This is a genomic window from Streptomyces cellostaticus (assembly GCF_023630175.1).
GTDB classification, from domain to species: domain Bacteria; phylum Actinomycetota; class Actinomycetes; order Streptomycetales; family Streptomycetaceae; genus Streptomyces; species Streptomyces cellostaticus_A.
The window spans coordinates 304,968-316,836 of record NZ_JALLIN010000001.1; the positions used below are offsets into that span (position 1 = coordinate 304,968).

At 73.1% G+C, this 11,869-nt stretch carries 8 protein-coding genes and 1 pseudogene; 7 read left to right on the plus strand and 2 right to left on the minus strand.

What is annotated here, in order from left to right:
- Positions 1 to 47: 47 nt before the first annotated feature.
- From MXD57_RS00845 to MXD57_RS00865, 5 genes are all read left to right on the plus strand, one after another.
- Positions 48 to 2,831, plus strand: coding sequence for a lantibiotic dehydratase (locus tag MXD57_RS00845; protein WP_250399273.1), 2,784 nt, complete (start codon positions 48 to 50; stop codon positions 2,829 to 2,831).
- Complete coding sequence (locus MXD57_RS00850) at positions 2,828 to 3,988, plus strand: lantibiotic dehydratase C-terminal domain-containing protein (RefSeq protein WP_250399274.1); 1,161 nt, start codon at positions 2,828 to 2,830, stop codon at positions 3,986 to 3,988. The genes MXD57_RS00845 and MXD57_RS00850 overlap by 4 nt, the downstream gene beginning before the upstream one ends.
- Positions 3,989 to 5,544: 1,556 nt before the next feature.
- Positions 5,545 to 6,501, plus strand: a complete 957-nt coding sequence (locus tag MXD57_RS00855; protein ID WP_250399336.1) for an ABC transporter ATP-binding protein — start codon at positions 5,545 to 5,547, stop codon at positions 6,499 to 6,501.
- Positions 6,498 to 7,250, plus strand: a complete 753-nt coding sequence (locus MXD57_RS00860; protein WP_250399275.1) for an ABC transporter permease — start codon at positions 6,498 to 6,500, stop codon at positions 7,248 to 7,250. The genes MXD57_RS00855 and MXD57_RS00860 overlap by 4 nt, the downstream gene beginning before the upstream one ends.
- Positions 7,247 to 9,205, plus strand: a complete 1,959-nt coding sequence (locus tag MXD57_RS00865; RefSeq protein ID WP_250399276.1) for a TOMM precursor leader peptide-binding protein — start codon at positions 7,247 to 7,249, stop codon at positions 9,203 to 9,205. Before MXD57_RS00860 ends, MXD57_RS00865 begins: the two co-directional genes overlap by 4 nt.
- Positions 9,206 to 9,294: 89 nt before the next feature.
- Here the strand turns inward: MXD57_RS00865 and MXD57_RS00870 are convergent, their stop codons facing one another.
- Positions 9,295 to 9,468: a thiazolylpeptide-type bacteriocin gene (locus MXD57_RS00870; RefSeq protein WP_250399277.1), complete on the minus strand. Its 174-nt coding sequence runs from the start codon at positions 9,466 to 9,468 to the stop codon at positions 9,295 to 9,297.
- 195 nt (positions 9,469 to 9,663) lie between these two features.
- Between MXD57_RS00870 and MXD57_RS00875 the strand changes: the two genes are divergently transcribed.
- Entirely contained in the window at positions 9,664 to 11,001 is a 1,338-nt protein-coding gene (locus tag MXD57_RS00875; protein WP_250399278.1) for an amidohydrolase, read from the plus strand.
- 38 nt (positions 11,002 to 11,039) lie between these two features.
- Here MXD57_RS00875 and MXD57_RS00880 read toward each other — a convergent pair.
- Positions 11,040 to 11,466, minus strand: a pseudogene (locus tag MXD57_RS00880) (ISKra4 family transposase); the annotation flags it as partial.
- 32 nt (positions 11,467 to 11,498) lie between these two features.
- On the opposite strand from MXD57_RS00880, the gene MXD57_RS00885 reads away from it, so the two are divergent.
- Complete coding sequence (locus MXD57_RS00885) at positions 11,499 to 11,783, plus strand: hypothetical protein (protein ID WP_250399279.1); 285 nt, start codon at positions 11,499 to 11,501, stop codon at positions 11,781 to 11,783.
- Positions 11,784 to 11,869 lie beyond the last annotated feature (86 nt).

The window sequence follows — 11,869 nt, forward strand, 5'->3', positions numbered from 1 at the left end:
CGCACGCTCCCCGGTTCGCGGCGCGCCCCACACGAAAGGCGCACGGCATGCGTCCGGCCTCCGGCACCACGCAGGGAACCCCCGACACGGCCGACGCGCCCATGACCCTGCATCATCGCTTCATGCTGCGCGTCGCCGGGCTGCCGGTCGGCATCGTCGAGGCGCTGCGCGCGCCCGAGGCCGCCGACTGGGCCGCGCGTACCGCCGCCGAGGAAGACCGGCTCCGCGCGCTCGGCGCCCGGCTGAGCGACCCGCTCTCGCACGCGGTCGGCGCCGCGGCCGACCCGGCGCTGCGGCGCCGTCTGCTCACCCTGCGCCGGCAGGTGTTCAACAACCGGCTGCCCGGCGACCTCGACGCGGCCCGCGCTCTTGCGGCCGGACTCGTCGGCGGTACCGGAGCGGATCTCACCGCATGGCTCGACGCCCGCGTCCGCTGGGCGCAGCTGCGGACCGAGGGCGACACCGTGCTCCGGGGGTCGCTCGCCCGGACCCGGGCGGCCCTGCGCGATATCGCGCGTGACGACCGCCTGCGCCAGGGCCTGTTGCTGGCCTCGCCGACTCTGGAGGAGCGGCTCGACGCGTACGCCTCCGCCCCGGCCGCCACACCCGGAAAGCGCGCTCGCAAGATGGAGCGCTCGCTGCTGTCCTACCTCTACCGCACGGCCTGCAAGACGAGCCCGTTCAGCACACTCACCGGCATCGCCCTCGGCACGTTCGAGGCGGCCGGGCCAGCCGACGGACCGGCGCCGACCGTGGTGGACGACGACTGGAGGGGCCATCCCCGTCTGAACGTCGTCGTCCTCACCCGCCTCGCCGACCTCATCGCCGCCGACCCGGTGCGCCGCGCGGATCTCCCAGTCAGCCTCTCGTCCGGCTGGAAGCTCGACGAGGACCGCGTCCGCTACGTCCAGCGGGCTGTCGCCGCCGGCGACGACAGCGCACCGGTCAGCTTCGACGCCGCCCAGGACCGCCTGTTCTTCCTGCGCCGCCAGGGTGCCCTGGACGGGATGCTGGCACTGCTGCGGGACCACGAGGGCACACTGCGCCACGGCGACCTGGCCCGCTGGCTGGCCACCGCGACCGGCGCCGGGGTCGAGGAGGCCGGGCAGTACCTCTCCGCCCTGCGCGACCTCGGCATGCTGCAATTGCCCAGCCTCGCCACGAGCGTGCACGGCGGTGACCCGCTGGGCGCCTTCCAGCGGTCGCTGCGCGCGGTACACCGCCCCTGGGCGGACGAGATCGCCGCACGCCTGGACAGCCCGGCCGACGCCCTGGCCCGCTACCCCGGGTCGGACGCCCCCACCCGGCGTGCCCTGCTGGCCTCGCTCCGCGCCGACCTGCTCTCCCTGCAGGCCGGCCTCGGCGCAGAACGTCCGCTGCTGCCGCAGACGTTGCTCTACGAGGACGTGTCCGCCGGGACCACCACCGCCGACCTGGGTGAGTGGGCCGCACTGGCCGCCGGACCACTGCTCTCGATCGGTCGTGTGCTGCCGGCGTTCGACGTGGCGCTGCCCCAGCGACTCACCCTCAAGGGCTTCTTCCTCGCCCGCTTCGGGCGCGGCGGACGCTGCCCGGACCTGCTGCGGCTGCTCCACGACTTCCACGAGGACATCTTCCGCCAGTACCTCCAGTTCACCGCCGCGCGCGACGGGTTCCTGCCCGACGGCAGCCATGCCCCCGAGGAGAACTGGCTCGGCATGGCCGAGATCACGGCCGTCGACCGGGCCCGCGCGACACTCACCGCCCGAGTGTGCGCCGCCTGGGCCCAACTTCCTTCCGACGCAGTTGAGTTCGTGCTGGACAACGCCACGGTGGACGCCGTAGCCGAGCAACTCGAGGGCGCCGCACCCGGCTTCCGGCCGCAGAGCCACTTCCTCCAGCTGGCCCGCCGCGAGGGCGATCCGCTGGTCGTCCTCAACAACTCCTACGGCGGGCTCTGTTTCCCCTTCACTCGCTTCACCCACTGCTTCGACACGGCGACGGACGGCCAGGACGGCGGGCCGGGCCTGACCGGCGCCCTGCGCGAGGAACTGCGCCGGGTGCTGCCGCCTGGTGCGGTCTTCGCCGAGGTGACCGCCGGTGCCGCGACGACCAATCTGAACCTCCACGGCCGGCTGACCGACTACGAGATCGTCTGTCCCGGCGAGAGCAGCACCGCGCCCGAGGAGGCCCGTCTCCATCTGGACGATCTCTGCGCCGTGCACGACGAGGACACCGACCGGTTGCTGTTGCGCTCCCGGCGCCTGGACGTCGAGGTCGTACCGCTGTACCTCGGCTACCTCGTGCCCATGGTGCTGCCCGAGATCCCGCGTACCCTGCTGCTGTTCTCGCCGACTGCCCGCTCGGTACTGGACGTGTGGCGCGGGGTACCCACCGGACCGGGTGACGCGGGCGTCACCCGCCGCCCCCGGGTCCGCCACCACTCCCTGGTCCTCCAGCGGCGCTCCTGGACGGCCACTTACGGCGGCCTGCCGCAGCACGCCCCCGGGACCGGCGACGCCGACCGGTACCTCGCCTGGCACCGCTGGCGCACCCGGCACGGCCTGCCTGCCCGAGTGTTCGCCACTGTGCACGGGGAGGCCGAAGACAGCGCGGCGCACGGCTGGTCCGGCCTTTCCAAGCCCCAGTACGTCGACTTCGACAGCCCGCTCTCGCTCACCGCTCTCGAAGGGCTCCTGGCCGGCAAAAGCGCCCGCACGGTCTTCGAGGAGATGCTCCCCGGCGAGAACGAGCTGCACGTCACCTCCCCCCGCGGCCGGCATGTCGCCGAATTCGCCGTCGAACTGCTGCCCGGCCCGGCCGTCCCACCCGAAGAGGAAGGAACCCGATGACCACGCCTTCCGTACCCTCCGCCAGCTCCGTCGCGGCGGGTGCGCCCGGCGACGGCACGCCCGGCGATTGGCTGGCCGTGCACGTCTTCTACGCGGCCGGCACCCGACCACTGCTGCTGCGATGCGTCAAACCGCTCGTCGACGCGCTGAGGACAGAGGGCCTGCTCGCCGGGTACTTCTTCATCAACTACTGGTTGGAGGGCCCCCACCTGCGGCTGCGCCTCAAACCGGCCAGGGCCGCCGACGCGCCTGCCGTGCGCGAACGGGCGCACGCCGCGCTCACCGCCTTCCTGCGTGAGCGTCCGGCGCTGTACGAGGTCAAGGACGGCTTCTTCGCCGACCTCTACGAGACCCTGTTCACCCTGGAGTTCGGCGACCAGGAGCACTCCGAGTTACTCGGGCCCGACGGGCGGATGCTGCTGCGACCCAACAACACCTTCGAGGACCGCCCTTACGAACCGGAGTACGGCAAGTACGGCGGCCCGGCCGGGATCTCGCTCGCCGAGTGGCACTTCCAGCACTCCAGCGACCTGGTCATCGAGGCGGCACACAGCATGAACCTCCACCTGCGCACTGTACTCCTCGGGCTGTCCGCCCAGCTGATGATGGTCATGTCCGCCACCTTTCTCGTCGGCGACGAACCTCTGCTGGCCTTCCTCGACCGCTACCACGCCTTCTGGAACAGGGCGTTCAGTACCACCACCTACACCTCCGCCGACGGGTACGACCGCGCCTACACCAGCATGGGCACGAGCCTGCCGGAGCGCTTCCAGCGCATCCGGGAGGCCTTGGCCGCGGACGACCCCGGCCGACTCCCGGGGTTCCTGCGCGGCTGGGCCGAGCACTGCGCCGAACTCCGCGATCGGGTAGCCGAGTTGGCGCGCGGGCGTCAACTGCACTTCCGTTCCTGGGACGGCACCCGTGACATCTGTCGCACGGACCCCACGCAGGCCCTGCCCATGCTCCTCTCGCCGTACATGCACATGACCAACAACCGGCTGAGCATGACCGTCCGCGACGAGGCGTTCCTGTCGTACGTCCTCGCGCGGGCCCTCCGCGAGGCGGGAGCTGGAGGCGAACGCGCCGGGGAAGGCGCACCCCGCGGAGGAAGCGGTCCTGAACCGCGGCGCGACGGCGCTCGGGAGGGCGAGGAGTGATGGCCGGCACCTTCCTCGACGCGCGGCCGCGTATGCGCGCCGATCTCGTACCCGGGCCCAGCCTGGTGCGCGGGACGGCCCGCATCCACCTGCTCAAGGATCCCCGCACCGGGCGGCGCCTGGAACTCGGGCCCAAGGAGCACTTCCTCGTCACGCGTCTGGACGGCACACGCAGTCTGACCGAGATCGGCCGGGACTACGCGGGTGCGTTCGGTGCCCGGCTCGGCGAGGCCCAGTGGAGCCGGCTGCTGCGGCTGCTGGCCGCCCGAGGCCTCCTCGACGGCACCCCTTTGCCGGCCGCCGGACCGGTCGCCGCGCCGGAGCGGCCGCCGGGAGGGATCCTCGCCGGACGAACCCGGATGGTCGCAGACGCGCCCGCCCTCATGGACCGGCTGCACCGGGCGACCGCTCCCGCCCGGCGGCCCGTGGTCCTGGCCGCCCTCGTCGCCCTGGCCGCCGCGGTGCTCATCGCCGTCGCCGTCCAGGCGGGTCCCCTGCGGCGGCAGACCGCGGAGACGGCCGGGCAGCCGGTGCTACTGTTCGCCGTCGGCTGCGTCCTGTGGTGCAGCCTCGCCCTGCACGAGTTCGCCCATGGCCTGTTCGCGCGCGCGTGGGGTGGCCGGGTCGAAGAGATCGGGCTGCGCTGGATCCTCGGCGCGACATACCTGTACTGCGTGGTGGAGGACGTCCAATTCCTGGGCAGCCGTGCCCGCAAGGTCGCGACCGCCTGCGCCGGGTCCTTCGCCAACCTCCTCTTCCTCGTGCCGTTCTACCCGGTGTGGGCACTGCTCCCGTCCGGCGCCCAGGCCCGGGCCCCGCTCGGCGCCCTGCTGTTCCTCGGCACCGTCTGCGCCGTCGCCAACCTGCTGCCGCTGCCGCCCCTGGACGGCTACAAGGCTCTCGGCCATGCCCTCGGTGTCACTCACCTCTCCCACAGCAGCCGGACCTTCACGGCTCTCGCCGCGCGCGCCCTGTTGCGCCGTGGTCCGGGCATCGGCGCGTACGGGGGGCGGCTGCGGCTCGTGTACGGCGGTTTCGCTCTGCTCACGGCGGTGCAGAGCGCCGCACTCCTCGCGCTGTGCGGGGCTGCGCTGCGTGTCGCGCTGCCGGACGACCTGGCGGTCCTGGCCTGGTCGCTGCCGCCCGCGCTACTCGTCGCCGTCCTGCTGCTGTGGGGTCTGGGCAGGCTCGGCCGCTCCCTGCGTGACCATCACCGCCCGCGTCCCGACCCGGCTGAGGCCGAAGACGAACCGGCGCCCGACGCTGTCGGGAGGACCGGCGGGTTCGGGCCCAGGACAGCCGGGGCCGACGACGAGCAGGGACCTCGTACGGCGAGAACCCGCCATCAGACGCGGCCCAGGACAGCGGGGGGCGACGGCGAAGCGGCGCCCCCCGCGGCCGAAGCCCGCGGCGGCGCGGTGCCTCTTGCCGCCGGCCACGAACCAGAGCCCGCGCCGCCGCGCGTCGGCCGCACCGCAGCGCCCCCCGAACGCCCGTCCGGCCACGCGGCTTCGGCTGACGCCGCGACCGCTCCGCACCACCCGTGGAAAGGCGAGATGAGCACACCTGACAGCACGACCGGGACCCGCACCGAACGCCCCGTGACCGCGCCGGCCATCGTCCTGGACGGCGTCACCAAGCGGTACGGGGAGTTGATCGCCCTGGACGGCGTGTCCCTCGACGTCCGGCACGGCGAGTTCTTCGGCATCCTCGGCCCCAACGGTGCCGGCAAGACCACGCTGGTGGAGATCGTCGCGGGCATGCGGGAGGCCGACTCCGGCTCCGTCAGCGTGTTCGGGCAGAGTCCCTGGCCGCGGCGGACGGCGCTGCTGGCCCGGATCGGCGTACAGACCCAGGCGTCGGCGTTCTTCGCCCGGCTGACCGCCGGGGAGCACCTGCGCACGGTCGCCGCGCTCTACGGAATGGACTCGGCCACCGCACGGACGGCGCTGGAAGGGGTCGGTCTGGCCGAGAAGGAGAACGCCCGGGTCGATCACCTCTCAGGAGGCCAGCGCCAGCGTCTCGCCGTGGCCACCGCGCTGCTGCACGAGCCCGAGCTGATCTTCCTGGACGAGCCGACCGCGGCCCTCGACCCGGAGGCCCGGCACGAACTGTGGGATCTGCTGCGCGCTTTGCGTGCGCGGGGCCGCACCATCGTGTACACCACCCACTACCTGGACGAGGCCGAAACGTTGTGCGACCGGGTGGCGATCATCTCCGGCGGCCGGGTCGCGGCCCTCGACACGCCTCGCAACCTCATCCGCTCCCTCGCCGCCCCGGCCCGGCTGCTCGTCCCGGCCGACCGGATGGCCCGCGAGTCCGCGCTCGCGCTGGACGGGGTGGACCGTGCCGCGGTCGAGGGCGACGACCTCGTCATCGAGACGACCGCACCCAACCGGGTCCTCGTCGCACTCGGCGACCTCGTGGACATCGGCTCGGTCACGGTCCGCACCCCCTCCCTCGAAGACGCCTACCTGACGCTGACCGGCACCGGATCGGAGCACCACCGTTGAGCGCCTACTCCGCACTGACCAGGGCCACCTACGCAGCGAGCGTGCGCGACAAGACGACCCTGTTCTTCACCTTCGCCTTCCCGCTCGCCTTCCTCGTCATGTTCGGACTCATCTTCCACGGCCAGCACGTCGAAGGCGGGCTGGCGTCCATCAACTACATCGCCCCGGGTGTGCTGTCCTGGGGTGTGGGCAACGCGGCCGTCTTCTCCGTCGGCTTCGCCCTGATGCAGTGGCGCCGTGACGACCTGCTCCGCCTCGTCTGGCGCACACCGACCCCGCTGCGCACCCTGCTGGCCTCCCGTTGGACAATCGCGCTGGCCGTAGCCGGCGCGCAGACACTGCTGTTCATCTCCGTCGCTCTGCTGCCCTTCTTCGGCCTGCGACTGGACGGCCCCTGGTGGGCGGCGCTTCCGCTGCTGGTCCTAGGGGTCACCGCCTTCCTCGCCCTGGGGCTGGTGGTCGGCAGCCTCGCCGACACTCCGGAGGCGGTCGCGGCCATCGCCAACCTCCTCATGGTTCCGATGGCGTTCCTGTCCGGTTCGTTCTTTCCCGACGACCTGATGCCGGGCTGGCTGCGCACGGCCGCCAAGGTGCTGCCCCTGCACTACCTCAACGAAGGACTGACCGACGCCATGGGCGGCCGCGGGGACCTCGGTGACATCGCGCTGGACTGTGCGGGACTCACCGTCTTCGTTCTGCTCTTCGGGCTGGCCGCCACCCGCACCTTCCGCTGGAGCAACCGGACATGACCCCCGTCACCGCTCCCACCCGGGCGACATGGCCCCTTGAGGCGGCCCGCGCCGAGCTCCAGGCCCGCCTGGCCACGCGCGCCGCACGCGACGGCCTCGCGGCGCCGGCCGTCTCCCGTATCGGCGACGCCAACGTCCTCGGCGAGGCCGTACGGCAGTCCGTGCCCGCGAACGCGGCGGCCGTGCACCTCACCGCCCAGGCCGTGCTGTTCGGCCCGTGGGGAAGCACTCCTGACAGCGGTTCGGCCTGTGGTGTCTGTCTCGCCATGCGCCGCCAGCGCCTGCGCACCCGCACCGAACGCGACGCGCTGGAGACGGGCACCGAGACCGTGGCGGCCGGCCGTTGGCCCGTGCTGCCCGACCACACCGTCGACGCCGTGTGGTCCCTGCACCGACTCATCTCCTGTGGCGCCGCCCGGCACTCGGGGCAGGGAGCCGACGCGGCTCTGCCCCAGGTCACCGAACTGGACCTGGAGACGCTGCGCGTGCGTACGTTCCCGCTGGTGCCTGAGCCGATGTGCCCGCACTGCCGTCCGTTCACCGAGGAGACCGCCCGGCGGGCCGCCGAGCAGGCCACCCCCGGGCCCGCCGTCAGCCGTCCCAAGCCGGACCCCGGCGTCTACCGGTTGCGCTCCCCCGGCGACTACCCGCTGCCGGTGAAGGGGCTGGCCAATCCGGTGTGCGGGGTGCTCGGCGGCGGAACGTGGCTCGACGTCACCTCACCCACGACCGCGCCGGTCGCCGGCAGCGTCTTCATGCGAGGACACGCCGGACTCACCGACGTGACGTGGAGCGGACAGGCCAACTCCTTCGCCCGAAGCCGCGACCTGGCGTTCCTCGAGGGACTGGAGCGCTACGCGGGCACCCACCGCCGGCACCGGGCCCCGGTGATCACCGCGTCCCTCGACGAACTGGGCGACCGCGCCCTGGATCCACGGGCCTGCGGGCTCTATGGCCCCCGTACGTACGCCGAGGACCCGATGGTCGAGCCCTTCGACCCGGCCCGCCCACTGCCCTGGGTCACCGGTTGGTCGCTGCGCGACGACCGTCAGGTGCTGGTCCCGGCAAGGCTCGTGTACTACAGCGCGGGCACCCGTGAGGACAACTTCGTCTTCGAGTGCTCCAACGGCTGCGCAACCGGAGGCACGTGGGAGGAGGCGGTCTTCTTCGGCCTCCTCGAACTGGTCGAACGGGACGCGTTCCTGCTCGGCTGGTACGGCGACCTGCCCCTGCCGGAGATCGACCTGGACTCGGTGGCCGGGCCCGAGGTGCGGGCCATGGTGGCGCGGGCCGCGCTCCAGGGCTACGACGTTCATGTCTTCGACAACCGGGTGGACCTGCCGGTGCCCGTCGTCACCGGCTGCGCGGTCCGCCGTGACGACGGACCCGGCACCCTGGCTTTCGCGGCCTGCGCGTCGTTCGTCCCGGAGACGGCCGTAGAGTCCGCGATCTGCGAGATCCTCACCTACATCCCGCACCTGCCCCGTCAGGTCGCCGAGAGATCCGCCGAACTCATCGCCATGTCCCGGGACTTCGATCTGGTCACGCGACTGCCCGACCATGCCGCGCTGTACGGCCTCCCGGCCATGCGCCGGCATGCCCGCAGTTACCTCGTGCCGGCTCGGGTCATCCCCCTGGAGGAGCTGTTCGCCGGGTGGGAGGGGCGAAGACCGCGCACCCGCGACCTCCGCGACGACCTGCTGCTCCTGCGCGACCTGCTCGGCAGCGCGGGACACGACGTCATCGCCGTCGACCAGACCACGCCCGAGCAGCGGCAGATGGGACTGCGGACGGTGGCCACGCTCGCCCCCGGGATGCTGCCGATCGACTTCGGCTGGCTGCGCCAGCGGGCGCTGCACATGTCTCGTCTGCGGACGGCTCCGTACCGGGCCGGAATGGTGCCGGCGCCGCTGGGCGAGGAGCAGCTGCGGCGCGTGCCGCATCCGTTCCCGTGACCGGACGGGATACGCAATCAGTGGCCCGCGCGGGTCCGGCGGTCCGCGACGCGCCGATCCGCCCCGGGGACCGCCGGACCCGGCTGACGTCAGGCGGTGCAGGAGGTCGTGCTGGTGGTGCTGGAGCAGGTGCTGGTGGACGAGCAGCTGGTGGACGAGCCGAGCATGACCTCGCTGGCGTCCGAGTAGTCGGTGATCTCGAAGGTCTCCGACTCGAGATCCAGGATCTCCTGGGCAAGCGAGGCGAGGACGTTGTCAGCCATTGCGGCTCCTTCTGGGTCAGGGGACCTGCCGCAGGACGCACGGTCCCGGTCAATGCACCGGTCGGAGGCCAACGCCTCCCCGGTACCTCCCTCTTTCTACTCGACCGCACGGTCAACGCCCTTGCTGCCCGCTGTCACCTCGCTGACACCCCCTCAGCCGACCCGAGTCCCCGACACAGCCGAGGAGTGCCCCTCGTGAACAGCCACCGCGACAGACCATGCGCCGCCCTGGACGACCCTTCCCGCGGCCCGCTGCCGGGCCTGACCACCCTGCTGTCGCCCGCCACCGAGCTGTACCTCGACCTGCACCGGCACCCCGAACTCTCCGGCGCCGAAGTCCGTACGGCCGCCCGCTTCGCGGACTGGCTCGAAGCGGACGGATTCCGCGTCCTGCGCGGCGTCGGCGGTCACGGCGTCGCCGCGGAACTGCGCAACGGCGACGGCCCGACCGTACTCCTGCGCGCCGAACTCGACGCGCTGCCCGTGGCCGAGGACACCGACGTCCCCTACGCGAGCACGGCCACGGGTGCCGGCCCCGACGGACGGCTCGTCCCCGTCATGCACGCCTGCGGCCACGACGCGCACGTGGCCTGCGCGGCGGCGGCCGCCCGCTGGCTCGCCGAGCGGCGCGACCGCTGGCGGGGCACCCTCGTGATGGTGGGCCAGCCTGCCGAGGAGACCCTCAGCGGTGCAAGGGCCATGCTGGAGGAAGGCCTGTACGACCGGGTCACCCCGCCGGACGTGGTGCTCGCGCAGCACACCGCGCCCTTCCCTGCGGGGATGGTGGCGCACGCCGACGGCCCGGTACTGGCCGGCAGCCTCTCTCTGGAGGTCCTCTTCGAGGGCGACGGCGGCCACGCGGCCACCCCGCACCTGACCACCGACCCCTTGCTCGCAGCCGCCGGCACGGCCCTCCGGCTGCCCGCCGTGGCGGCCCGCGAGACCGACCCCGCCGAACGGCTGGTCGTGACCGCCTCCTCGCTCCGGACCGGGGACGCGGCGCACACCGGCAACGTGATCGCCACCAGTGCCCGACTGCGGGTCACCGTGCGCGCCTTCTCGGAAGCGGGCCTCGACCGCGCCGGTGCCGCCGTCGCCCGCGTGGCCCGCGCCGAGGCCGCTGCCGCCGCCCTGCCGCCGCGCGTCACCCTCGCCCAGCTCTCCCGCTCCGGTGTCACCGTCTCGGACCCGGACGTCACCGCCGCCGTCCGAGCAGCACATCGGGCGGCCTTCGGCGCCACCCGCGTCAGCGGCTGGCCCGCCACCACGGCCACCGAGGACTTCCCCCTCCTGACCGCCGCGGGCGCCCGCCTCCACGGCCATTCCGGCATCCGCGCCGCCTACTGGATGCTCGGTACCGTCGGCCCCGCGCAGTGGGCGGCCGCGACCGGAACCGGGGCCGCCGAGAAGTTCCGCAGCCTGCCCGGCAACCACTCACCCCGCTACTTGCCCAGCGTCCGCCTCACCCTGCAAACCGGAACGGCAGCACTCGTTACGGCGGCGCTGGCTCGACTGGGGCCGGCGCATGGCTGAGGTGGCTGCGTCGGCGCCCGACGCGCTTGCCGACAGGCGACCCACGGCCGCAGATGGTCCGGGGCACGGGCCTCGGCCTGGTCGAAGGCGTCGGAGATCACCTGCCCAGATGACCGGACCAGTGAGGCGGTGCACCACTCGTTCTCGGCCCGCGGTCCCGGGCGGGCGGGACGTTCGCCGCTTCGGCCGCCGGGCGGGTGGATGACGTCGTGCGGACGTCTGGGAGCGGGACGTGTATCGAAGACGCGGGCCACCGTCGCTCCACCTCCGGTTCGGCTTCCCGCCCGGCGCAAGCCGGCCGCGATGACCGACCGCCGCTTTCGCGGCGGCCCGGCGGGTGGCCTCCCGCAGGGCTTCAGGCCGCATGACCACGCCCTTGCCGTCCGCCTGGATCACCAGCGGCACCATGCGGCTGCACGGGATCGGGATCCGGGTCCGGTAGAAGCCGTCGACATCGACCACTGCCCCTCGGTCTGCTGGTCGGCGCGGCCATCGGCGTGTTCTGGGGCGCCCAGGGGGCGGCACTGGCCGGGGTCTGGGGCGGCGTCGTCGTCGGGGTGACGGTCGGCATCGGTCCGGCCGTCCGGTGCGGGGTGGTGCCCAACCTCGCCGTCGCGACCGCCCTCACCGCCGTGCAGCTCGCCCGGAGCGTGGGCACCCCGGTGCGCCTGATGGCATTCTTGAAGGACGCGCACGACAACAACCTGCTGCGGGCGACCGGACCCGTGTACCAGTTCCGGCACTCCCGGCTCCGGGAACGCCCGGCCGGGCGACCGAGGTGATCAGCCGGGAGCCGCGTCCCCGACCGGCTCCATGCTTCGCCGGGCCATCGGCCGTGCGACCAGCCGGACGCACGGTCTCTGGAAAG

Excerpts from the sequence above, each read along its gene's own strand:
- MXD57_RS00870 (WP_250399277.1), bottom strand. The coding sequence starts at position 9,468 with ATGGCTGACAACGTCCTCGCCTCGCTTGCCCAGGAGATCCTGGATCTC.
- MXD57_RS00865 (WP_250399276.1), top strand. The coding sequence starts at position 7,247 with ATGACCCCCGTCACCGCTCCCACCCGGGCGACATGGCCCCTTGAGGCG.
- MXD57_RS00855 (WP_250399336.1), top strand. The coding sequence starts at position 5,545 with ATGAGCACACCTGACAGCACGACCGGGACCCGCACCGAACGCCCCGTG.
- MXD57_RS00850 (WP_250399274.1), top strand. The coding sequence starts at position 2,828 with ATGACCACGCCTTCCGTACCCTCCGCCAGCTCCGTCGCGGCGGGTGCG.
- MXD57_RS00845 (WP_250399273.1), top strand. The coding sequence starts at position 48 with ATGCGTCCGGCCTCCGGCACCACGCAGGGAACCCCCGACACGGCCGAC.